The following is a 24,693-nucleotide window of genomic DNA, read 5'->3' on the forward strand; positions in this document are numbered from 1 at the left end:
AATATCGTTACGGTATTTTTGCTGAATAAGATAACCTAAAGCAACAATTTTCTTAAAAAGAGCGAAAAAATAAATATAGAATTTATGCAAATGACAATAACTGTTAGGAAATAGAGTATGTTAAAAATTTAATTTTATGCTATAATGTGTTATACAGACAAAATGAAAGGGGTTACTTTATGGAAAAGACACTCGAATATGCAGGAATTAAAAACTATACAGGAAAAGCACATTATAATTTATGTCCTGCTAAATTAGTAGAATATGCTTTAAAGCGTAAAGAAGGATTATTAACTGACCAGGGTGCATTAGTTGTAAAAACAGGAAAATATACTGGTCGTTCACCACATGATAAATTTATTGTAGATACACCAGAGGTACATGAACAGATTGCCTGGGGTGATGTCAATGTAGCCATGAGTGTAGAACACTACAATGCATTAAAAGAAAAAGTACTTGAATATATGAGTGACAAGGAATTATTCGTCTTTAAAGGCTTTGCAGGAGCTGATAAGAAATATCGTCGTAAATTCACTGTCATCAATGAACTTGCATGTCAGAACCTATTTATCCATCAATTATTGATTAGGCCTACAAAAGAAGAATTAGATAATTTTGGTTTGACAGATTATACAATTCTCGTTGCGCCAGGATTCCATTGCGTTTCTGAAGTAGATCATACTAACTCGGAAGCAGCTATTATTATTAACTTTACAGAACGTACAGTTATTATTGTAGGTTCACAATATTCAGGAGAAATCAAGAAATCAGTTTTCACAATCATGAACTATTGCATGCCTTTGCAGGAAAATATTCTCCCTATGCATTGCTCAGCTAATATGGATCCAGATACTGGAGAAACAGCTATCTTCTTTGGTTTATCTGGTACAGGTAAAACAACACTTTCTACAGACCCCAATAGAATGTTGATTGGGGATGATGAACATGGATGGAGTGAAGAAGGTATCTTCAACTTTGAAGGTGGATGTTATGCAAAGACAATTAACTTATCTCCTACAGGAGAACCTGATATCTATCGTGCTATCCGTTTTGGTTCAGAACTAGAAAACGTAGTTGTAGATGCAAAGACTAGACAGCCAGATTATGATGATGGTACTCTTACAGAGAATACACGTGTCGGTTATCCTATTGAATATATTCAAAATGCTCAGATTCCAGGAGTAGGTGGAGTACCTAAAGTCGTTATTTTCTTAACTGCAGATGCCTTTGGTGTATTACCACCAATCTCTAGACTTGATCATGATGCGGCTATGTATCAATTCGTTACTGGATTTACATCTAAAGTTGCAGGTACAGAAAGAGGTATCAGTGAACCACAGCCTACATTCTCTACGTTATTTGGAGAACCATTCATGCCTTTAGATCCAGGTATCTATGCACAGTTACTTGGTTCACGTCTAGAAGCCTATGGTACTAAGGTTTATTTAGTGAACACTGGATGGAATGGTGGACCTTATGGTATTGGTTCACGTATGAAACTATCATATACACGTGCTATGGTCACTGCAGCAGTCAATGGATCATTAGATAATGTCATCTATTATTATGATTCACGCTTTAATCTTCATGTCCCTCAATCATGTCCTGGAGTCCCAGAATATGTATTAAACCCTAAGGATACATGGGCTAATAAGGAAGCTTATGAAGATATGGCCAATGAACTTGCTATGATGTTTGAAGCAAACTTCAATACTAAGTATCCACATATGCCAGAAAATATTAGAAAAGCAGGACCACATCCTAAGAAATAAAAGCCACTTCATGTGGCTTTTTTGGGGGTTTTATGAGAGAAATAGGTAAGAGTAAAATAGAATATCCAGATACTTATATTGTGGTAGACATAGAAGCAACAGGGTTAAATCCTGAAACGGAAAGACTTATCGAAGTTGCAGCTATTAAGTATGTCAATCATAAAGAAGTGGCACGCTATAGTGAACTCATTAACCCATTAAGAGATCAATTACCTGTAGACTTACTAGATAAGGATAAGACTATCTATATAAGTGATTTTATTGAGAATCTCACTGGTATTTCTAATCGTATGTTACATGATGCAAGAGGAGAAAAAGATGTCCTTAGAGAGTATATTAAGTTCATTGGGAATGATGTGATCATTGGTCATAATGTCCGCTTTGATATTCGTTTTATCTATGATGCACTTCTAAGAGATTATGGAGTCCTCTTTCAAAATGATTATATCGATACATTGAAGATTGCAAGAAAACTATTACATGAAGATTTGAAACGCTATAGACTCAAGGATCTTGCAGATCATTATCATATTGATTATTCTCATGCACATCGTGCAGTGAATGATTGTGAAATTACGCATGATGTATATGAAATGATGATGGAAGATATCTTTGATCACTTTGGGACAATAGAGAATTATCGTAAGAAAAGAAAGAATAAAAAATAATTAGTAGATGATTCAAATAGATTGATTGTGTGTATAATTATGATTTAATATCGATATGAAAGAGGTGATGAATATGATTATTAAACCATCAGCTATGTTAAGAAATGATTATTCTTCTATTTCTAAGTTGGCTAAAACGTCAAAAGAACCTATTTATATTACAAAAAACGGTGAAGGTGACGGAGTATTTATGAGTTTAGAGGCATTTGAAAGAAGAGAACAATTGTTAGATTTGCGCTTCAGTGTGTTAGAAGCTGAAGAAGAAAGATTAAGCGGAAAGCCTACAATGAGCATTTCAGAAGCAAGGGAGGCTCTTGCTAGAAGAAGATATGGAAAATTGTAAAATTGAGATTCTTCCTCGTGCCTGGGAGGATCTGACTTAAATAGAAGATTTCTATTATTTAGAATATGGTATTGAAAGTGCTCAAAAAGTGTCAGGCTCAATTTTAGAGTCTATTGAAACTCTAGAAGAATTTCCCAATATAGATGTATTTACACCAGATGAGCGATTAAATCAATTGTGTTATAGAATGTTTGTCATTAATCAGAAATATGTTGCGATTATTAAATATCTGGATAAAAAATATATATTTATCGAATTATTAACACAAAAAGGGATTACGACAAGTTATTTTTGTAACGTACTATCGATATATATATTTGATGAAGTATCAAAGAGTCATGGTAATATATATGACTCTTCTTTTGGATAAATATTCCAAAAACTACGCGAAAGCCCGCTCCTTTAGGTTTGGATTGATAATATACAATATAAATAACAGAATAATCAAAAAATAATTTTTAAACGCCTATTAATAGGCGTTCTAGAAGATGAATCTAACGCATGGAGTTTCTAGCTGTTGTATAATCTTATTAGAAAGCTGATAGAGGTTATAAACAGATGCTAAACAAAGTGCTAATGCTTTAGAAATCTTCTCTTTAGCAGTTCATTTATAGGTATTCTAATAACATTAATGACTTTATTAAATCCTTCAAACACATGAAATAGCTTTATGTTATTTTGTGTGATTTTTGCGATTGTTACTAGTATTACCAGATCAAACGTGTAGATAAGACCACTCTCATATATTGTCGAATTGTTTGTTGAAATTAAGTCTAGCAGATCACAGAAAACAATATTAATAGAATAATATACATTTTGAAAGTGAAGTGAATATTATGGCAAACTTTGTTGTTGAATTTCCATTAAAGATAGAAAAATATCAAGAGGATATTTTGAATAAGCGTTTTGAAATTGGAAGACAGATTTATAATTCATTAGTCAACGTAACTCAGAAGCGTTATAAAGAAATGATCAAGACAAAGAAATATAGAGACCTTATGTCTTCTCTGACTGGCAATAAGAAGACAGATAAAGATATCTGGAAACAAATTAATGATATTCGCAAGCAGTATGATATGTCAGAGTATTCATTTTATAAGGATGTCAAGATGATGCAGAAGCATTTTAAAGATAATATTGATTCACTTACTGCTCAAAAGATTGCGACTGCATTATGGAAATCTTATGAAAAATTCCTCTATGGCAATGGTAAAAAAGTCTATTATAAGAAATATGGTACATTAGATAGTCTTGAAGGAAAATCAAATGGTTCTGGTATCCGTTTCAAAGATGATATGATATTCTGGAATGGTCTAGAAATTCCAGTTATTATTGATTACAGTAATTATTATGAATATCAAGCTATGCAATGCAAAATCTGTTATAACAGAATCGTTAGAAAATTTATAAGGAATAAGTATAAATACTATGTTCAGATTGTTTTCAAAGGAAATCCACCAGTAAAAGTAGATAATGAAACAGGTGAAATAAAGCATTGTATTGGTGATGGTGATGTTGGTTTAGACATCGGCACTAGAACTATTGCGATTGTAAGTCAATCCGATGTGAAGATATTAGAACTTGCAGACAGAATTCAAAATATTGAAAATCAGAAACGAAGAATTCTTAGAAAAATGGACAGGTCAAAACGTTCTACAAATCCTGATAATTATAATGAAGATGGAACTATTAAGAAACAAGGCAATAAGAAGGTCATATGGAACAAATCAAATCATTACATAAAATATCAGAATGAATTAAGAGAATTATACAGAAAACAGGCAGCTATACGTAAATATCAGCATGAATGTCTAGCTAATTATATTATATCTCTTGGTAACAAGGTGTATGTTGAAAAGATGAATTTTGCCGGACTTCAAAAACGTGCTAAAAAGACTGAAAAGAATGATAAAGGTAAGATTAAGCGAAAGAAGCGATTTGGTAAATCTTTGGCTAATAAAGCACCAACAATGCTCTTGACAATAATAAATAGGAAACTAGGCTATTATGGTGAGCAGCTAATAAAGATAGATACTTCCGAAGCAAAAGCAAGTCAGTTTAATCATTTCGATAGAACATATACTAAGAAATCCTTGTCACAAAGATGGAATAATTTTGATGGAGTAAAAATACAGCGAGACCTTTATTCCGCTTTCTTAATAATGAATATAGCAGATGATTTAAAGAGTTTTGATATTGATAAATGTAATGACAGATTTGAGAACTTCTATTGGCTTCATAATTTGGAAGTTGAAAGATTAACAGGTAAAAAGAATTTAAGTAGTATATCAATTTAAAAGAGAAATATACAAAAGGTTTTGATACGAGCCTAACGCTATCGCTAATTCATTCAATAGAATGATTGATAGTGAAAGTCTTATAGAAACTCATTAGTTTCATATGCTTTCGAGTATATTTGGAAGTGAATGTATATAAGAACCCAACGTATTTTAGCCGTTGGAGTGTCAGAAAAGTCTCACCAACTGATATTATGGTATATAATTGGTATTCAATGCTGATGATTATATCAGGACTCGTGTTTATACTAATCGGAGATAGAAAGGAAAAGAACTAACATGAACAAAATCGCAAGCTTTACAGTCAATCATTTGACTTTATTACCAGGTATTTACGTATCTAGAAAAGATAAGGTAGGAGAAGAAGTCATTACTACCTTTGATATTCGTATGACAGCACCTAACAGAGAACCTGTTATTAATACAGCTGAAATCCATACTATGGAACATTTAGGTGCCACTTTCTTAAGAAACCATAAGGACTGGGCAGAAAAGGTTATTTACTTTGGTCCTATGGGATGTCGTACAGGATTTTATATGATTCTTGCAGGAGATTTAGAATCTAAAGATGTTGTAGACTTAGTGACTGAAATGTTTACTTTCATGGCTGAATTTGAAGGTGATGTTCCAGGTGCTGCAGCAAGAGATTGTGGTAACTATTTAGATATGAACTTACCTCTAACTAAGATTGTTGCGAAAAGATTCTTAGATAACACTCTTAAGAATATCACAGAAGAACATTTAGTATATCCAGACTAAGACTTCCTCGGAAGTCTTTTTACTTGTACGTACATTTCTTGCCTATATAACTATTTAAATGTATACTAGAGACAGGAGGTATATTATGACGAAATATCAGAAAATATATCAGGACCTACTTGAGAAAATCAAGAGAGGAGATATCAAACCCCATACACTTTTACCAAGTGAAAGTGAACTTATGAAAATCTATGATGCATCAAGAGATACTGTACGAAAGGCTTTGAATCTTTTGTTAAATGATGGTTATATTCAGAAGAATAAAGGAAAAGGATCTGTTGTATTAGATATTAATCGTATCGCATTTCCTGTATCAGGAGTGACAAGTTTTAAAGAACTAAAGAAGACTCTTCATGGTGAAGTCAAAACGATAGTGACACTTTTTAGTGAAGAAAAGCCTGATGAAGAGATACAAAAAGCACTCTATGTAAAAGATGATCTTGTATATCATGTCAAAAGAATAAGACAAATAGAGGGAGAAAAGATCATTCTAGATGAAGATTATCTTAATAAGAGTATTGTAGAAGGATTAAGCTATCAGGATGCAGAAAACTCACTCTATGAATATATTGAAAAGAAATTAGGATTAAAGATCAGTTTCGCAAGAAAAGAAATAACTGTAGTAAAGGCAACAGAAGAAGAAAAACAATTATTAGATATGCTTGATTATGACCTTCTTGTATGTGTTAAATCTTATGTTTATCTTGAAGATGCCACTTTATTTCAGTATACAATATCAAAACATAGACCGGATAAATTCCGCTTTGTAGATTTCGCAAGAAGATCTGAATTATAAGATTAGATGAAAGGTCTAATCTTTTTTTCTCTATTGACGTGCCTGTACGCACATAATAAGATACGTGTGTCAGGCATGTATGTACTACTCATAAAAATGGAGGGTTTTATGGAAGAAATAACTGTAGTTAGCGATGGGGAATTTTTAGTTTTTAAAAGTGATTCTGAAAAAGATTTAGAAATGGATGTTTATTATGGATATGATTCATCAAAGATGAATGAAGGAAAAAAATTTTTATTTACTATGACAGAAAGACAAATGATAATTAAAAATCCGGATTTAAATCATCGTTTATTTTTCTTGGTTTGTCCAAAAGAAGGTAAGAATTATGTTATTTCTACAAGATTGGTTAATCTTGATGGAACAGATAATTTCAGAGATTGTGGGGGATATGAAACAATAGAAGGGAGAAGAGTGAAGTGGGGATTGTTGTATAGATCGGATCAACTTTCAAATATTTCAGAGAGAGATGTTACTTTTCTTAAAAACATGGGATTAAAAACTATAGTTGATTATCGCAGTAAAAGTGAAGCAAGTGCTGCACCAAACAAAGAGATTTCTGACGCTAACACTTATTCCTTAGATCCTTATGCGAAAACTGCTCAGCTAGCAGCAGGTTCTATTGATGATGATGTGAATAAAAGTATTTTAGATTTATTAAAGGAACATAAATTTTATCCTGAAAAATATGGAGATCCTGAAGAAAATATGTATAAACAATATAAAAAATTCATTTATTCAGATTCCTCTAAAAAAGCATATAGAGAACTTATAAAATTAATTTTAGATGAACATAATTTACCATTAGTGCAGCATTGCAGAGGCGGTAAGGATAGAACTGGATTTGGAGTTGCAATCATACTATTAGCACTTGGTGTTCGTGAAGAGTGTGTGATTTATGATTATACACTGACAACTCAATATAGAGTTACAAAAAATAAAAAACAAATGAATCTTTATAAAAAATACACAAAAGATGAACAGACGTTAACCCTATTATCTACATTGCAGCAATCTAAAGAAATTTACATGGAAACAGCTATAAATGAGATGAAAAAGACTTACGGTTCAATAGATTCTTATTTAAAAGACGCTTTAGGTATTGATCAAGATGTAAAAGAAAAATTAAAAGAAATATTCTTATATGAGGAGTGTTAAAGGTATCATATTGATAAAACTAAGCTTAAAGACTAATTTCGCAAGAAAATCAGAATGATAAGATTAGATGAAAAGTCTAATCTTTTTTTATTTTCTCTATTGACCTACCTGTACGTACATGTTAAGATATGCACATATCAGACATGTACGTACAGGTTATTAAAATAAAGGAGAGAGAATATGGCAAAATATACTGAAGATGCAAAAGCACTACTTGAGTATGTTGGTGGTACAGACAATATTCAGGCAGTCACACATTGCGTCACAAGAATGAGATTTGTTTTATTTGATGAAAAGAAAGCAGATGTTGAACGTATTGAAGAGATTCCATCTGTCAAAGGTACTTTTACTCAATCTGGTCAGTTCCAGGTTATTATTGGAAATGATGTTCAGTTGTTCTATAACGATTTTATTGAAATTTCGGGTATTGAAGGTGTTTCTAAAGAGGCTTTAAAGTCTGAAGCAAAGACAAATCAGACTACACTCCAAAAAATCATTGGCAATCTAGGAGAAATATTTGCACCAATTATTCCAGCTTTAATTTGTGGTGGTTTAATTCTTGGCTTTAGAAATGTGATTGACTCTATTCAGATGTTTGATCATGGTACAAAAACATTAGTTCAGATTTCTCAGTTCTGGAGTGGTGTAGATAGTTTCTTATGGTTAATTGGTGAAGCAGTCTTCCATTTCTTACCAGTCACAATTGTTTGGTCTATTACTAAGAAGATGGGTACAAACCAGGGCTTAGGTATTATCCTTGGTATTACACTTGTATCCCCTCAGTTGTTAAATGCCTATGCAGTCGCTTCTACGCCTGCTGCGAAAATTCCTGTATGGGACTTTGGTTTTACAACAGTTCAGATGATTGGTTATCAAGGACAGGTTATCCCGGCTATTCTTGCAGGATTTGTCTTAGTATACCTAGAAAAGTTCTGGAGAAAAGTAAGTCCTAGTGCAATCAGTATGATTGTTGTCCCATTCTTTTCAATTGTACCTGCTGTATTAATTGCGCATACAGTTGTAGGTCCAATTGGATGGACAATTGGTAATTTTATTTCTGATGTTGTCTGGGCAGGTCTTACTTCTCCATTTAGATGGTTATTTGCTGGTGTATTTGGTTTTGTCTATGCACCACTTGTAATCACTGGTCTTCATCATATGACAAATGCGATTGATACACAGCTCACAGCTACTTTTGGTGGTACATTATTATGGCCAATGATTGCATTATCTAATATTGCACAAGGTTCATCAGTACTTGCTATGTGTGTCTTACAGAAAAACAATAAGAAAGCAAAAGAAATTAATATCCCTTCTTGTATTTCATGTTATCTAGGTGTTACAGAACCTGCTTTATTTGGTGTTAACTTAAAATATACATTCCCATTTTTCTGCGGAATGATTGGTTCAGCTTGTGCTGCCATCTTCTCTGTATCAACTGGAACTATGGCTGCCTCAATCGGTGTTGGGGGAATTCCTGGAATTCTATCTATCATACCTAAATATATGTTTAACTTTGCGATTGCAATGCTTATCGCTATTATTATTCCTTTCACATTAACTTATATCTTAGGTAAGAAAAAATTAAATGAAGTAGACTTCAATGGAAAAGTTAAACCTGTAAATGAAGTATTTCATTCTCCATTAAAGGGGAAAGTCATTCCTTTAAATGAAGTAGATGACCAGGTATTCTCTCAAGGATTGATGGGTGAAGGATTTGCGGTAGAATTAACAGATGGTGAAGTCAAAGCACCATTTACTGGTGAAGTTGTGATGACATTCCCTACTAAACATGCATATGGACTATTAAGTGATGATGGTATTGAAATACTTATTCATTTAGGTATGGATACAGTAGAACTCAATGGGGAAGGATTTGAATGTCTTGTAGAAAAGGGACAAAGAGTCAAACAAGGTGAAACAATTGCGAAAGTCAATCTAGATTATGTGAAAGAACATGGTAAGTCACTTGTATCACCGGTCGTATTTACTTCTCATCAGCATATTGAGTTAAAGGATGTTAAAGAAACTGATAATAATCAGGAAATTATAGAAATCAAGTAGGAGGTTATTGTGTTAAATTTTAAAGATAAAGTTGTTTACCAGATCTATCCAAAATCATTTTATGATTCTAACAATGATGGTGTAGGGGATATAAAAGGTATTACTTTAAAGTTAGATTATCTTAAAGAACTAGGTATAGATTATATTTGGATGAATCCTATCTTTATCTCACCACAAAAGGATAATGGTTATGATGTAGAAGACTATAAGCGTATTAATCCTGCTTTTGGAACGATGGAAGATCTAGAAGAACTGATCTTTGAAGCTAAAAAAAGAAACATTTATTTAATGTTTGATATGGTTTTCAACCATACCTCTACTGAACATGTCTGGTTTAAGAAAGCTATGGCCGGTGATGAAAAATATAAGAATTACTATTATTTTAAGAAACCTAATGAAGATGGTTCAATGCCTACTAACTGGGAATCTAAGTTTGGTGGTCCATGCTGGGAATATGTAGATAAGTTTGATGAATACTATTTACATCTCTTTGATGTGTCTATGGCTGATTTAAACTGGTCTAATCCTGATGTAAGAAAAGAAGTAAAAGATATTGTTCAGTTCTGGATTGATAAAGGTATCAAGGGATTTAGATTTGATGTTATTAATTTAATTGATAAGATGAAGTTTGAAGATGATTATGAAGGTGTGGGAAAGAGATTTTATACAGATGGTCCTCTTGTACATGATTATTTAAGAGAATTGAATGAAGCCACATTTGGTCGCTATGACGGTATGGTCACAGTAGGAGAGATGTCTGCTACAACTATAGAAAACTGTATTGGATATACAAATCCAGATCATCATGAGTTAAGCATGGCTTTTAACTTCTATCACTTGAAAGTAGATTATAAGAATAAAGAAAAATGGACAGTCATGCCATTTGATTTTAAAGAACTTAAAGACTTATTTAACTCATGGGAATTAGGTATGCAGGAAAATAATGGATGGAATGCCTTATTTTGGAACTGTCATGATCAGCCTAGAAGTATCTCACGTTTTGGAAATGATACAAAATATCATAAAGAATCAGCTAAGATGTTAGCTGCAAGTATTCACTTACAAAGAGGAACACCTTATATTTATATGGGTGAAGAAATTGGTATGACAAACGCATATTTCACTGATTTAAGTCAATACAAAGATGTAGAAAGTATCAACTATTATCATATTATGAAGGATGAAGGTTATACTGATGAAAAAATCTATGAAATACTTCAGGCTAAATCACGTGACAATGCAAGAACACCAATGCAGTGGACGTCTAGCGGAGGATTCTCTACACATACGCCTTGGATTGAAATGAATCCAAGATGTAAAGATATTAATGTAGAAGATGCATTAAAAGACAAAGATTCTATTTACTACTTCTATAAGAAACTTATTGAATTAAGAAAAACTCATAAGGTCATTAGTGTTGGTACTTATACACCTTTATTTGAAGAGAGTGACTGTCTTTATGCATTTAAGAGAAATTATGAAAATGAAGAACTTATTGTGTTAAATAATTTCTATGCTGAAGAAACTTCAGTGTCTATTGACAATATTGAAGATTATGAAGTAATGATTTCTAACTATCAGGATCATGACTTAAAGAAAGAATTACATATCAGACCTTATGAAACAGTGGCTTTATATAAAAAGAAATAATTGATATAATACTCTTATAAAGAGAGGTATTATTATGCATTTATTCTTGACAAGCTCAAACTTAACATTAAATGGTCAATATATTAATGAAGAGAATGGTTTCCGTTCTCTTCTTTTTGATGTTCTTCCTCGTCATATTCGTTGTCTTTATATTGCATCTGATCCAATTGATACGATTTATAATGATGAATGGGGAAACAACCAAAAGAAAGCCTTGATGAATAGTCATTTCTTAGTGGATACATTTACTATCCTGGATGATCGAAACAAAGAGAAGACAGAAGAACTCGTGAAAGAATCAGATCTTATCATACTTGGAGGAGGACATGTGCCTACTCAAAACAAGTTCTTCAGAGAAATCCACTTAAAGAAGTATTTAAAGGAGTATGAAGGTGTGATAGTAGGTGTCAGTGCCGGTTCTATGAACTGTGCAAAGACTGTATACGCCATGCCTGAACTTCCAGGAGAATATTTGGATAAGAAGTATCAAAAATATCTTCCGGGGTTAGAACTCACCCAAACAATGATCATTCCGCACTATAATGAAATACATGATGATTGTTTAGATGGTGTTCATATATTCAAGGATATTGCCTATCCTGATAGTGCCAAAAGGACATTTATTGTATTGGTAGATGGAAGCTTTATCCATATTCATGAAGGAAAAGAAATGATTCATGGACTATCTTATAAAATAGAAAAAGGAAAACAAACACTTATACAAGAAAAAGATTGTATGTTCACATTGGATTCATAAAGAGGGGTTATATTATAAATGTATTAAGAAACTCCCTTAAAAAAATATCTTAATACACAAGAGCAAAAGAAAATTGTTTTTAACTCTCCCCTTAAAACATAATTGTAAACAAGAAGGACGTTTCAATGCGAAGCGTCTTTTTTGTATAGCACCATATAAAAAACAAGCTGGATAACTAGCTTGTTAGTCTATTAAACCTGTATCTCTTAAGAGCAAAATAAAACGCCGTGTTTACCGCAATTCATCCCACCTCCTATAATGTGGGGGAATTCTTGCTCACGGCGTGTTAAAAGGATCTGATTAAAAACGTTTTTTATAGCATACCTGTGGTTTAAGGGTATCCAAATTTTTATTTGTAACGTGAATATAAATATTGTATGATATTTATATCATGAAGAGAGGAAGTTATATTATGGACTACGATCAATATCTTGAAGAATGCAAAAAAATCAAAGAAAGAAACTATCTTCTTTTAGATCTTTTTAAAGACGATCTTATTCAATCAGGTTTAAAAGATAAAACTATTAGCCGTCATCTTTCCAATGTAGAATTCTATATTAATGAATTTTTACTATATAGGGATGCTTATCCTATGGAAGAAGGGCTTAATATGCTTGATGATTATTTAGGAGACTTTTATATCCGTAAATGTTTATGGTCTACGCCTGGTAATATTAAGTCAACTGCAGCAAGTATAAAGAAATTTTATAAATCTATGTTAGCTCATGGAGAGATAGATAAAGCGGGTTATCATTACTTATGTTCTTTGATCAAAGATTCTATGGAGGTATGGCAGACGGACTGTGCTATTTATAATGATCCAGAAAGTCCTAATCCATTTTTTCCGTTTTAAAGGGGCTGTAACGAATAGATAGTATTTACTACTACCTTGAGCGTTACAGTTCTTTTTCATTTTTCAGACGCACCTAAAAAGAACCTTCCTATTTCTTTAAAAAATATCATCTGAAAAATAATCTAAACATCTTCTTGATCTCTTCGTTTTTGTTTCATCTTTCGTTTGTGGTATTTCCTGATATTATGCCCCATTGCAACAAGGTACATCTCCATCTGAACATTGTCATGCCCTCTTCTGTAGAGTCTGTCATGACCTATATTCTCCTTAAGATCACCGAATGTTTCTTTTGTTTTATTATCTTTCTTGTACATGAGTTTTTTACCTCCTTCACTTATAATATTTTTCTTGCTTCTTTATGAAATTTATCAAGTTCCTTGTAGTAGTTTATGCATCTTCTGATTTTGGATTTAGTGCATCTGGATTTGAATAGACAACCATCACAGTGACAATTTATTGGACAATGAAATGACGAGGAGGAAACAAAAAGAGTAACTCTCCTTAATTGTTCAATCGTGGATTTACCATTATACTTTGAGTAGAAACAAAAATTCATAGTATTGTGGGATTACCGCAAACAAATAAGGAGGGTTACCTATAATTATAGTAATAAAAATTGGGATGGATGTCCATACTACAAACTACACTTTATACATTTTTTAAAGTGGAATTTAACCTTTCACTTTAGATTTCAAAAAAAATATGAAAATCTAGTAGCGCATATGTTTGATTATTCATAACGCGTATCATTACAAATCAAATATACCACAAAATGCGGACCTCAGTCCGCATTTTGCTTTTTATGAAACTGTAATGAGTTGTTTACCTGTTACAGCCCTTAATCTATAAGTCCTGTCTCTCTTAATAAGAGTTCTAGATCTGTACCTTTTACATTCTTTAATACAGTCTTTAAAAGCATCTTTTCCTTGAAGTTTAATGGCAACTCATTAATCTTCTTTTTATCTACTGCATAATAAGCTGCTCTTAATAATTCTCTGATATCATATTGAGAACCCCATACTTCAGGTACACCACGATCGACATTCAGTAATGTATAGACACTTTCCATACCTGTACGCATAGAATATTCAGTCGTAAAGATAGTATCTCTTGGTGTCTCTGCGAACTGTCCAATAAATGCGAAGTTCACTGCACCTTCTGGTACAACTTTAGGACGGTCTACATTCTTTCTAGGTTGGAAGAAGGCATTGATATAAGGCATAAAGCATGTTGTTGTATTACATGCATTTTCTGAATAGTCTTTGATCTTGCTTTCATCCATACCAATATGGTAAAGCCATTCCTGACAGATTTCTTCACCTGTACAATCTCTCATAGCTTTCTTAATATAGTTACCTTCTGTATCAGTATGAAGAGCATAGAGCCATACAAGTACTGTATCTTTATTCTGAGATCTAAACTGTGGCTGACGGTTAATAGTCCATGATAAGAACCAATTGTTTACACTGTCCTTAACAGTCACAATACCACCTGTAGTGACCTTACCTGCACGAGGATCACGTTTACAAATATTCATAATATGCTGAATGATATCTTCATTAGATGTTTCTACAGTGGCACTCATCCAGTTAGTCGCTTCTGTATCACTGCAGAATACATCAGGATGTCCATATTCGTCATGTTTAGCTTGTTTCGCAATATTCTTCCATAAATCCCATGATTCACCCTGACCATTCACAATATGAGATAAATCAGGGGCATGTTTCTGATCACCATAACTTGATGTATCAGTACAACATCCATTAGTAATAAAGACTAAATCATCTGCAGTTAAAGGAATAGACTGTTCTTCATTATCTTTGACATAAATAAGTTCCTTAGCTGTCTTCTTGCCATCAACTTCTTCAATAACGACATTCTTAACATCCATACCAAACTGAACATCTACATCATGCTTCTTTAGATATTCAATTAAAGGTAAAATCATACTTTCATACTGATTATACTTAGTAAATCTTAAAGCACTGAAGTCTGGTAAACCATCAATATGATGCACATAACGACATAAATAACGCTTCATTTCTAACGCGCTAGACCATTTCTGGAAGGCGAACATAGTCTGCCAATATAGCCAGAAATTAGTTTCCCAGAATGATTCTGGCAATACATCTGAAATCTTCTTATCTTCAAGATCTGCTTCAGGCGTAATAAAGAGCTGGGACAATGCCATTGCGCTATCTTTATCTAATTTAAATAGCTTATCAGTATGCGCATCTTCCCCTTTATTGACTGTTGCACGACATAAAGAGTAGTTAGGGTCATGCTTATTAAGCCAATAATATTCATCTAATACAGATACGTTAGGTGTTTCAATAGAAGGGACATCACGGAATACATCCCACATGATTTCAAAGTGGTTATCCATTTCACGTCCTCCACGCATATAGAAGCCTTTATGAACATCTTTATAACCATCACAGCTTCCACCTGCAAGTTCTAGCTTTTCTAATAAATGAATATGATTTCCAGGCATCTGCCCATCTCTTACTAGATAGAAGGCAGCAGTTAAACCTGCCAAGCCTGTTCCAATAATATAAGCTGATTTCTTTTCAACACCCTCTGGTTTTTCTGGGTGTGCAAATGCTTCGTAAGTTCCTGATGAATAATACATAATTCATACCTCCTTGATATGACTTTAGTATATATCAAGTATTAAAATTTTAATTTAGACAAACAAAAAGCCATGATAAATATCTTATCATGACCAATCAAGTGTAAAAATTTTAATCAAAGAATTAGTTTTGATGAATTTCAAATCTTTTAAGAGCTCTTTTGATACATCCATCCATAATTTCATTCATTTTATCAGACAATAACTCAGGACTTTCTTTTATATCATCTTTCATCCAGTCAATCAATAATCCAACAATACAATAAGAATAGAAGCGGGCAATAAACTCTTTATCTGATTCTTTAATAGATATTTCTTGGGCTTCTTCCTCTATCTTCATTTTAAATAGTCCTTGAATCATTGGAGATAAATAGCTTTGAAACTCTTCTTGATGTAAGGAATGATATACATTCATAATATAGATCTGGTCTTCTTTCATCTTATAGAGAAGACGAATACATCCTTCAGGGTAGATATTTGTATCTAATAGTAATTGATGTATTTCATCTAAGATGATCCATGAAAGAAGATGATGCATATCTGTAAAATGATAATAGAAAGTCATTCGGTTAATACCACATTCCTTTGTGAGATCACCAATGGTGATCTTATTGAAAGGTTTTCTTAAAAGTAATGTCTTTAAAGAGTCTTCCAATGCATGTTTTGTGATCTGTGACATATGTTTCACCTGCGCTTTCTACTATTGTATGAGTTGCATAAGATCTAGTCAAACAAGTCCTTCTTTTTCTTCTTATATATAAATAAGGAAATCATGGCCGTAAATACTTCTGTAATCCAGAATGCATGCCATACGCCAGTTGGTCCAAGTAGTGAAGAAAGGATATAAGCGCATGGAAGAATAATGACTACATAACGACATAAAGAGATAATTAAAGATGGAATACCCATACCAAGTCCTTCAAGTACACCACCGGAAGTAAGAGAAAGTGAAGAGAAGACAAAAGAAATACTAATAATACGTAAGGCTACAATACCTGCGTTAAGTGTTTCTTCATTTGTAGTAAAGAGTCCCATGATTTCTTTAGGAAATACAAAACAAAGAAATGTTCCTGCAATCATAATAATTAAACTTAAAGACAAAGTAAGCTTATAAATCTTATTAACACGTTTATATTCTTTAGCTCCATAGTTATATCCTACAAGTGGTCTAATACCCTGGATAATCCCATTGGTTGGCATAAAAACAAATGTCTGAAGCTTATAATAGATACCAAGTACAACGACATAGATAGCTGAATAGCTTACTAGAATCGCATTTAGTACAGAAATAAGAACAGAAGGGAGCGCAATATTAAGTGTAGCAGGAATACCAATTCCATATAGCTTCTTATAATACTTATGGTTTTTTAATGCTTCTTTATGGATACGTAGTGGTAATTCCACCTTATAGTAAAATAGGTATAGAATACAAGGAATAGTCTGTCCAATACCCGTAGCCAGTGCAGCTCCCGCAATACCCATTGCAGGAATAGGACCTAACCCAAAGATAAGAATAGGATCAAGAATGATATTAGTCACACATCCAATAATCATAATCTTCATAGTCAAAGCCATACGTCCTAATGATTGACATACTTTTTCAAATGCGATTCCTACCTGAATCACAAAAGAGAATGAGAAGGCAATACGTCCATATAATATTCCATCCTTTAATACAACAGGATCATTTGTAAAGAATTTTAAGAATGTAGGAATAAATAATACACAGACAACCATTAAGATTATTCCATGTATTGCAGAGAGTAATAATCCCTGGGCCATAGAATCTTCTGCTTTCTTATGATCCTCTGTGCCTAGATAGAAGGCAATAACTGCATTCATACCCACACCAAAACCTACTGCAATCGCAGTAATTAAGTTCTGGATAGGGAATACTAAAGATAAGGCATTCATCGCATTCTCGCTAATACGAGCTACAAAGAAGCTATCGACAATATTGTAGAGAGAATTGACAAGCATGGATAAAACCATTGGTAAGCTCATCGATAATACTAAAGGGAGTATAGGTTTTGTTTTCATATAATCTTGATTCATAATTTTCCTCCTAAACATACAAAAAGCCACACAACGTAAAAAACGCTGTGTGGCGAAAATAAGATTTCTCTGACAAAAATCCACAACCAAAAGGTTTTGTACATAGACACTATCATATATAGAATATAATGTCAATTATTTTAAATATATGGTATATTAAGTGTAAAAGTATGGTATATATATTTCCTAAATCGGGATTATTGCACTGAAATGAGATGGTGCTATAATGGAACATATAGTAAATAGGAGATATATGTTTGAGAAGAACTGTATTTATCTATGAGTATAAGTTGATAGGGATTAGATGAATATAAAAGTTGTATGTATAGATGTCCATATACATATTAAGTATATCTTCACTACTTACTTACAATTATGAAAGGTAGGAGATAAAATGGTAGGAATTATCCTTGCGAGTCATGGACAGTTTGCAGAAGGCATTTTCCAGTCAGGATCTATGATCTTTGGTGATCAGGCTAACGTTAAAGCCTGCACATTAATGCCTAGCGAAGGCCCAGATGATATTCGCAGAAAAATGGAAGAAGCGATTGCTGGTTTTGAAAATCAGGATGAAGTATTATTCCTTGTAGACCTTTGGGGTGGAACACCATTCAATCAGGCAAGTGCTTTACTTAATGGACATGAAGATAAGTGGGCTATTGTCACTGGTTTAAATTTACCAATGTTGATTGAAACTTATGCATCTCGTATGTCTATGGAAACAGCTCATGAAATCGCAACACATGTCACTGAAGTGGCAAGAGATGGTGTTAAACCAAAACCTGAAACACTAGAACCTAAGAAGGAAGAAAAGGCAGCAGCAGCTGCACCAGCACCTCAGGGCGCTATTCCTGAAGGAACAGTTATTGGTGATGGTCACATCAAGTATGTATTAGCAAGAATTGACTCACGTTTATTACATGGTCAGGTTGCTACTGCATGGACTAAGACAACTCAGCCAAACCGTATCATCGTAGTATCTGATGGTGTGGCTCATGATGATCTTAGAAAAGAAATGATTATTCAGGCAGCACCTCCAGGTGTTAAAGCTCACGTTGTACCAATCGATAAGATGATTCAGGTTGCTAAGGATCCACGTTTTGGTAACACAAAAGCATTAGTATTATTTGAAAACCCACAGGATGCACTTCGTGCAATCGAAGGTGGCGTAGACATTAAGACATTGAACTTAGGTTCTATGGCTCATTCACAGGGTAAAGTCGTTTGTACTAAAGCCGTATCAATGGGTCAGGATGATGTTGATACTATTGAAAAGATTATGGCTAAGGGTGTTAAGTTTGATGTGCGTAAAGTACCAAATGATTCACCTGATAACATCAATGCAATCCTTAATAAAGCTAAAGAAGGATTGTCTAAATAAGGGAGGAAATAATTTATGTCAGCAATTTCAATTGTGCTGATTGCGATTGTTGCTTTACTTGCAGGTATGGAAGGTATTCTTGATGAATTCCAGTTCCATCAGCCTCTAGTAGCATGTACGTTAATCGGCTTAGTTACTGGCCACTTAAAGGAAGGTATTATCCTTGGTGGTTCATTACAGATGATTGCCCTTGGTTGGGCAAACGTTGGTGCTGCTGTTGCACCAGATGCTGCTCTTGCATCAGTTGCTTCAGCAATCATCATGGTATTAGGTTTACAGGGTGGTAGTACAAACGTTACTAACGCTATCAATACTTCTATCGCTGTTGCCGTTCCATTATCAGTTGCAGGTTTATTCTTAACAATGATTTGTCGTACTCTTGCAATCCCTATGGTTCACTTCATGGATGCAGCTGCAGAAAAAGGTGACTATAAGGCTATTGAAAGATGGCAGATTGCTGCAATTTTAATGCAGGGTCTTCGTATTATGATCCCAGCAGTTATCCTTTGCTTCGTTCCAGCTAAGGTTGTAACAGGTGCATTAAATTCTATGCCAGCTTGGTTATCTGGTGGTATGGCTGTTGGTGGTGGTATGGTTGCCGCTGTAGGTTATGCAATGGTTATCAACATGATGGCTACAAAAGAAACTTGGCCATTCTTTGCTCTTGGTTTCGTTTTAGCAGCTATCTCAGAACTTACATTAATCGCATTAGGTATTATTGGTGTTGTTCTTGCTTTAATCTATCTTGGATTAAAAGACAAAGCTGGTAAAGGTAATGGTGGCGCTGGAGGATCTGGAGATCCACTTGGTGACATCTTAAATGACTATTAATCTGAAGGAGGACGAACATTATGGCAGATAAGATTACACTATCTAAAAAAGATAGAATGGACGTATGCTGGCGTCATCAGTTCCTTCAGGGTTCTTGGAACTATGAACGTATGCAGAATGGTGGTTGGTGTTTTTCAATTATCCCAGCTATCAAGAAATTATATACAAAAGAAGAAGATAGAGCCGCTGCATTAAAGCGTCATCTAGAATTCTATAATACACATCCTTATGTATCAGCTCCAGTTATGGGTGTTACATTAGCACTTGAAGAAGAACGTGCAAATGGTATGCCTGTAGATGACCAGACTGTACAGGGTGTTAAAGTTGGTATGATGGGACCTCTTGCTGGTGTTGGTGACCCAGTATTCTGGTTTACAGTAAGACCAATCTTAGGTGCATTAGGTGCTTCACTTGCATTATCAGGAAGCATTGTTGGACCATTATTATTCTTTGTAGTATGGAACTTAGTACGTATCGCATTCTTATGGTATACACAGGAATTCGGTTATAAAGTAGGTACTTCTATTGCTAAGGATATGTCAGGAGGACTTCTTGGTAAAGTTACTGAAGGTGCTTCTATCCTTGGTATGTTCATCATCGGTGCATTAGTACAGAGATGGGTATCTATCAGCTTTACTCCAGTAGTATCTCAGGTTACTCAGTCTGAAGGTGCTTATATCAACTGGGATAAGTTACCAAAGGGTGCTGCAGGTATCAAAGAAGCATTAACTCAGTATAGCTCACTTGGTGCTAATGGATTAAATCAGGTTAAGGTTACTACTTTACAGCAGAACTTAGATCAGTTAATCCCTGGCTTAGCAGCATTATTACTTACATTATTATGCTGTTACTTATTAAAGAAAAAGGTATCTCCAATCGTTATCATCATCGCATTATTCATTGTTGGTATCGTTGCAAGAGTTATCGGTATTATGTAATCAATAGAGGCAGTTTTACTGCCTCTAATCTTTAAGGAGGAAATAAAATGGCACAATCACAAAATACAAAAGTTGATTTTTCAATTAAAGCGACTTCACTAAATGGTTTAACTAACTATGGGGATGTCATGGTAGGGGACAAGGCCTTTGAGTTCTATAACGAAAAGAATAAAGAAGACTTTATTCAGATTCCATGGGAAGAAATTGATTATATCAGTGCTTCTGTATATTTTAATAAGAAAATTGCACGTTTCGCAATATTCACTAAAAACAATGGACATTTTACTTTCTCTACACGTAATAATGTGAAAACATTACAGGTGGTTGGAAATCATTTTCCAAAAGAAAAAATGTATCGTTCTCCTACATTCCTTACCATTATTAAAAGGGGTATACGATACATCTTTGACTCTAAATATCGACACAAAGTCAATGATCAGGCTTAATTGCCTGATCATTTTTTTTCTGTTCCATGAAGAATAAGATCTGTGAGAATATGAGATAATTCTTCGATAGGGATATTATGATTATTTATAAACCAATTCATATAAACAGATAATATACCAGGAATATAGAAATCAGCCACAATATTAAATTTCTGTATATCTAATTCCTGTTCCTTTTCAATACGTTTACGAATATATTCTTTAATCGCTTCTACAATCTTTACTATTAAAATAGAGCGATTATTTGTCTTAAAGAGATGACTAAAGAAGTCTAGATCACTATTAATGATTTCAGTAAACTGACTAAAGATTTCTGTGAGAAAATCAGTCATATTCGTAAATTCTATTGCATCAAGTCTTTTAATGAACGTATCAACCGTCAGGTTTTCTATCTCTTCCATAACTTCATAGATATTTGAATAGTAGTTATAGAATGTTTTACGGTTGATATCTGCTTTTTTGGAGATATCAGTGATTGTAATATGATTGATTTCTTTTTCAGATAAAAGTTCTACAAAAGCATTATATATCGCACGTTTTGTCTTAAGAACACGTCTGTCTGTCTTTTTATCCATAGTTTTATCTCACTTTCTAGTAAATATGTATATTTAGTATCATATATATATTATTCTGACCATTTTTTTATTTACATGTCTATATTATAATACAGGCGGATTAAGGGTTTCAACAATGGAGGATAAATGAATGACATACATTGTTCAAAAGAAATTACGTTATCTAGAGAATTGTGGTCGAATCAATGAAACGAAGAATTATATACAGCATGGTTCTATTTCTGTTTATACACATTGTGTAAATGTCGCTCGTATGAGTGTTAAGATTGCGAAATGGCTCCCAATACAAGTCAATATGGACGCTTTAGTCATTGGCGCATTATTACATGATTACTTCTTATATGACTGGCATGATGGAGAAGGAAGACATCTCCACGGGTTCACTCATCCAGAATGTGCTTATAAAAATGCGGAAATGGATTATACATTATCACCACGAGTTAGAAATATTATAGTCAGACATATGTTTCCTTTAACTCCTATTCCTCCAGCATACAAAGAAGCATGGATTGTATGTATTGCGGATAAGATCTGTGCAATAGAAGAGACGTTGTTTAACAGATAAGCTAGAATTTCTAGCTTTTTTTAAAATTATTTGTTGATAGGAATAGAAAAATGACTACCTTTGGAAAAGTGGGGTAGTCATTTTCTTAAATCACAGTGAAGAGTCGCTTACTGGTTGTATGAGCTTTTTATTCTGATTTGAACACTAAAATAACGATATGAGTAATCATAAGTGATCTCTCCATGATACTTATTGACTATATTCACAATAGAACGCATTCCAAACCCATGACCACAATCTTCTTTAGTTGTATTGAAGTTTGGGTTATCTACAAGAGGATTATTGATGCTTGTATTCTTAATATCAATAATGAAATCATTACTCTCTTTATAAATATCAAGAATAATCTTCTTAATAGACTTTGATGTACAATTCTCAATCGCATTATCTAATAAATTACCTAGTAATACATAGAAATCTATCTTATCCATAGGGATATCATCATCAAATTGACTGGCAATAAATTCAATATTCTTATCTTTAATCTTAGATAATTGAGAAGATAGTATAAGATTCAAAGAGGCATTGCCTGTATCCACTGTTTGTGTTTTATTTATTGTATGTAATTGGTTATTAATATGATTATGGAGTGATTCATAATCTTTTTTTTCACAATCTTCCAGTAATGACAACAACATATGATTCATATCATGTTTAATCTTTCTGATTTCGTTCATATGAGAAATGATATTTTCATAATTCTTCTTATTGAATTTCAATTCCTCATTGTTTAATTTTACTAGATAATTCTCTTTCTCTATACTTAGTATTCTATTAACCATCTGATAGATCAATATCACAAGAATAGTAATCAGTACAATTTCTATAGAACTTTCAATGGGAAGAAAACCTTTCTTGAAAATAGTTATAAGATAGGACAAATAGATGAGTATTAAAACAGAATGGATACCAAGATAGAAGGCGGTATATTCTTTAATACGCAGTAAATAATTCTTAAATAAATGCCCTGTAAGAAGTAAAAATACACATAAAAGGATATCTGAACCATAGATTGTATCATGAATAGGTAAAACTAGATCATATATAAAAATATTGATACCCCATGTCATAATCACATAGGTAAGAACCTTAAGAAAGATAAAGTAGAGTGATATAAATAGACATTCTAGAAGTCTGTCATGCTTAAACAGAATGAGGCATAAACTTAATAGACATATACTAAGAAGTCCATTATGTATCAACATAGAAGAAATAATAGAAACAGATGATAATAATAGTACAGAACCAATAAACTTGATTAGATTCTCTTTAATGCTGATAGAATAGACATAATAGAAGAATGACAACAACATCAAAGATAATGCGATGAAACTTATATTATTTGTTTCTAACATCAATGATGCACCTCCTTCATATACTCTAATACAAGCTTTTTCTTTCTTCTACTTATTGGTATCTGGTGATGCTCACTTATATATAATGTTGTACCTTCTAGCTTAGTCACTTTTTTCATATTTGCGAGATAAGAACGTCCAACTCTTTTAAAATGATTAGAATCAATCGTCTTTTCTACATCACCTAGCTGCATATTGACAGTAATAGAAGATGTATCAAAATGTATCTCTGTTTGATGATTGAAGCTTTCACAATAAAGAATAGACTCTTTTCTTAATATATAGGCATTTCCATTGATATAGAATGTCACACTTGGATGTAAATGAGATAAATGATAGTTGATTTCTTCTAATACATCAGGCATTTCTATATCTAGATTCTCTTTTCTAATAAAGTCAAAAGGATGTATATTACATGCTTTATAAACCAGTTCGTTATGACTGGTAATAAAGATAATTAACGCATTTTGATGTCTTTTTTTATACTCTTTCGCAAGTTCTAATCCTGAAACATGGGGCATATCGATATCAAGAAATAAGACATCAAAATATATATCTATAGGAAACTGTAAGGCATTCATATATGTATTAAGCTCTATATTTGTAGATGAGAAGAAATCATTTATATGATAACAAACATGTTTTAAGTCATCTTCTTCATCATCTACAATCGCAATTTTGTATGCCATAGATTCCATCTCCTTATCATTGACGCTTTTAAATAGACCATTAACGACCACTCAATTGAATATATACTATGTATTATCTAAAATGAAATAAACAAAAGAACTATTAATT

At 33.0% G+C, this 24,693-nt stretch carries 23 protein-coding genes; 16 read left to right on the forward strand and 7 right to left on the reverse strand.

Features of this window, described 5'->3' with window-relative positions; translation table 11 throughout:
* The first annotated feature begins 179 nt into the window (after window positions 1-179).
* The 11 genes from pckA (at window position 180) to ACFOZZ_RS09235 (ending at window position 13,117) form a co-directional block, all read left to right on the forward strand.
* Window positions 180-1,772 carry a phosphoenolpyruvate carboxykinase (ATP) gene (pckA, locus tag ACFOZZ_RS09185; RefSeq protein WP_055235153.1) on the forward strand — a complete coding sequence of 531 codons (1,593 nt, stop codon included), beginning with the start codon at window positions 180-182 and terminating at the stop codon, window positions 1,770-1,772.
* Window positions 1,773-1,804: 32 nt separating this feature from the next.
* Window positions 1,805-2,440 (forward strand): PolC-type DNA polymerase III, encoded by a 636-nt coding sequence (locus ACFOZZ_RS09190; RefSeq protein WP_376815113.1) that lies wholly within the window; start codon window positions 1,805-1,807, stop codon window positions 2,438-2,440.
* Window positions 2,441-2,513: 73 nt separating this feature from the next.
* On the forward strand, window positions 2,514-2,783 hold the full coding sequence (locus ACFOZZ_RS09195) for a type II toxin-antitoxin system Phd/YefM family antitoxin (RefSeq protein WP_278861588.1): 270 nt from the start codon (window positions 2,514-2,516) through the stop codon (window positions 2,781-2,783).
* Window positions 2,784-3,619: 836 nt separating this feature from the next.
* Entirely contained in the window at window positions 3,620-5,080 is a 1,461-nt protein-coding gene (locus ACFOZZ_RS09200; protein WP_376815114.1) for an RNA-guided endonuclease TnpB family protein, read from the forward strand.
* 279 nt (window positions 5,081-5,359) lie between these two features.
* Window positions 5,360-5,839, forward strand: coding sequence for an S-ribosylhomocysteine lyase (locus ACFOZZ_RS09205; protein WP_278546259.1), 480 nt, complete (start codon window positions 5,360-5,362; stop codon window positions 5,837-5,839).
* 85 nt (window positions 5,840-5,924) lie between these two features.
* Window positions 5,925-6,635, forward strand: a complete 711-nt coding sequence (gene treR / locus ACFOZZ_RS09210; RefSeq protein ID WP_278860980.1) for a trehalose operon repressor — start codon at window positions 5,925-5,927, stop codon at window positions 6,633-6,635.
* A gap of 108 nt (window positions 6,636-6,743) precedes the next feature.
* The gene (locus tag ACFOZZ_RS09215) at window positions 6,744-7,793 is read left to right on the forward strand and encodes a tyrosine-protein phosphatase (protein ID WP_278860978.1); all 1,050 of its coding nucleotides are present in this window, start codon (window positions 6,744-6,746) and stop codon (window positions 7,791-7,793) included.
* 180 nt (window positions 7,794-7,973) lie between these two features.
* Window positions 7,974-9,857 carry a PTS system trehalose-specific EIIBC component gene (gene treP, locus ACFOZZ_RS09220; protein ID WP_278860977.1) on the forward strand — a complete coding sequence of 628 codons (1,884 nt, stop codon included), beginning with the start codon at window positions 7,974-7,976 and terminating at the stop codon, window positions 9,855-9,857.
* A 9-nt stretch (window positions 9,858-9,866) separates the two neighbouring features.
* Window positions 9,867-11,507: an alpha,alpha-phosphotrehalase gene (treC, locus tag ACFOZZ_RS09225; RefSeq protein ID WP_376815115.1), complete on the forward strand. Its 1,641-nt coding sequence runs from the start codon at window positions 9,867-9,869 to the stop codon at window positions 11,505-11,507.
* Between the two features lie 34 nt (window positions 11,508-11,541).
* Window positions 11,542-12,264, forward strand: coding sequence for a Type 1 glutamine amidotransferase-like domain-containing protein (locus ACFOZZ_RS09230; RefSeq protein WP_376815116.1), 723 nt, complete (start codon window positions 11,542-11,544; stop codon window positions 12,262-12,264).
* A gap of 412 nt (window positions 12,265-12,676) precedes the next feature.
* Window positions 12,677-13,117, forward strand: a complete 441-nt coding sequence (locus ACFOZZ_RS09235) for a hypothetical protein (protein ID WP_055235179.1) — start codon at window positions 12,677-12,679, stop codon at window positions 13,115-13,117.
* Window positions 13,118-13,239: 122 nt separating this feature from the next.
* On the opposite strand, the gene ACFOZZ_RS09240 is transcribed toward ACFOZZ_RS09235, so the two are convergent.
* From ACFOZZ_RS09240 to ACFOZZ_RS09255, 4 genes are all read right to left on the reverse strand, one after another.
* Window positions 13,240-13,458, reverse strand: a complete 219-nt coding sequence (locus ACFOZZ_RS09240; RefSeq protein ID WP_376815122.1) for a transposase — start codon at window positions 13,456-13,458, stop codon at window positions 13,240-13,242.
* 497 nt (window positions 13,459-13,955) lie between these two features.
* A complete protein-coding gene (locus tag ACFOZZ_RS09245) occupies window positions 13,956-15,749 on the reverse strand; it encodes an oleate hydratase (protein WP_376815117.1) in 1,794 nt (597 codons plus the stop codon).
* Between the two features lie 124 nt (window positions 15,750-15,873).
* On the reverse strand, window positions 15,874-16,428 hold the full coding sequence (locus tag ACFOZZ_RS09250) for a TetR/AcrR family transcriptional regulator (protein ID WP_376815118.1): 555 nt from the start codon (window positions 16,426-16,428) through the stop codon (window positions 15,874-15,876).
* A gap of 44 nt (window positions 16,429-16,472) precedes the next feature.
* Window positions 16,473-17,804, reverse strand: coding sequence for an MATE family efflux transporter (locus ACFOZZ_RS09255; RefSeq protein ID WP_187114883.1), 1,332 nt, complete (start codon window positions 17,802-17,804; stop codon window positions 16,473-16,475).
* 394 nt (window positions 17,805-18,198) lie between these two features.
* On the opposite strand from ACFOZZ_RS09255, the gene ACFOZZ_RS09260 reads away from it, so the two are divergent.
* Genes ACFOZZ_RS09260 through ACFOZZ_RS09275 form a run of 4 tightly spaced genes read left to right on the forward strand, consistent with a single transcriptional unit; the run spans window position 18,199 to window position 21,400 of the window.
* The gene (locus ACFOZZ_RS09260; protein ID WP_278597646.1) at window positions 18,199-19,185 is read left to right on the forward strand and encodes a PTS sugar transporter subunit IIB; all 987 of its coding nucleotides are present in this window, start codon (window positions 18,199-18,201) and stop codon (window positions 19,183-19,185) included.
* Between the two features lie 15 nt (window positions 19,186-19,200).
* The gene (locus tag ACFOZZ_RS09265) at window positions 19,201-20,016 is read left to right on the forward strand and encodes a PTS mannose/fructose/sorbose transporter subunit IIC (RefSeq protein ID WP_055289571.1); all 816 of its coding nucleotides are present in this window, start codon (window positions 19,201-19,203) and stop codon (window positions 20,014-20,016) included.
* Between the two features lie 20 nt (window positions 20,017-20,036).
* Window positions 20,037-20,954, forward strand: a complete 918-nt coding sequence (locus tag ACFOZZ_RS09270) for a PTS system mannose/fructose/sorbose family transporter subunit IID (protein WP_278780494.1) — start codon at window positions 20,037-20,039, stop codon at window positions 20,952-20,954.
* Between the two features lie 47 nt (window positions 20,955-21,001).
* Window positions 21,002-21,400: a DUF956 family protein gene (locus ACFOZZ_RS09275; RefSeq protein ID WP_055289570.1), complete on the forward strand. Its 399-nt coding sequence runs from the start codon at window positions 21,002-21,004 to the stop codon at window positions 21,398-21,400.
* A gap of 8 nt (window positions 21,401-21,408) precedes the next feature.
* Here the strand turns inward: ACFOZZ_RS09275 and ACFOZZ_RS09280 are convergent, their stop codons facing one another.
* Window positions 21,409-21,975 (reverse strand): TetR/AcrR family transcriptional regulator, encoded by a 567-nt coding sequence (locus tag ACFOZZ_RS09280; RefSeq protein WP_278861001.1) that lies wholly within the window; start codon window positions 21,973-21,975, stop codon window positions 21,409-21,411.
* Window positions 21,976-22,105: 130 nt separating this feature from the next.
* Between ACFOZZ_RS09280 and ACFOZZ_RS09285 the strand changes: the two genes are divergently transcribed.
* Complete coding sequence (locus ACFOZZ_RS09285) at window positions 22,106-22,540, forward strand: HD domain-containing protein (protein ID WP_320803778.1); 435 nt, start codon at window positions 22,106-22,108, stop codon at window positions 22,538-22,540.
* 107 nt (window positions 22,541-22,647) lie between these two features.
* Here ACFOZZ_RS09285 and ACFOZZ_RS09290 read toward each other — a convergent pair whose 3' ends face one another.
* Entirely contained in the window at window positions 22,648-23,895 is a 1,248-nt protein-coding gene (locus ACFOZZ_RS09290) for a sensor histidine kinase (RefSeq protein ID WP_376815119.1), read from the reverse strand.
* Window positions 23,895-24,584 carry a LytR/AlgR family response regulator transcription factor gene (locus tag ACFOZZ_RS09295; RefSeq protein WP_376815120.1) on the reverse strand — a complete coding sequence of 230 codons (690 nt, stop codon included), beginning with the start codon at window positions 24,582-24,584 and terminating at the stop codon, window positions 23,895-23,897. Before ACFOZZ_RS09295 ends, ACFOZZ_RS09290 begins: the two co-directional genes overlap by 1 nt.
* Window positions 24,585-24,693: the final 109 nt, after the last annotated feature.

Origin of the sequence: Catenibacterium sp. GCM10023432, assembly GCF_042651925.1 — a bacterium.
GTDB lineage: Bacteria > Bacillota_I > Bacilli_A > Erysipelotrichales > Coprobacillaceae > Catenibacterium > Catenibacterium mitsuoka.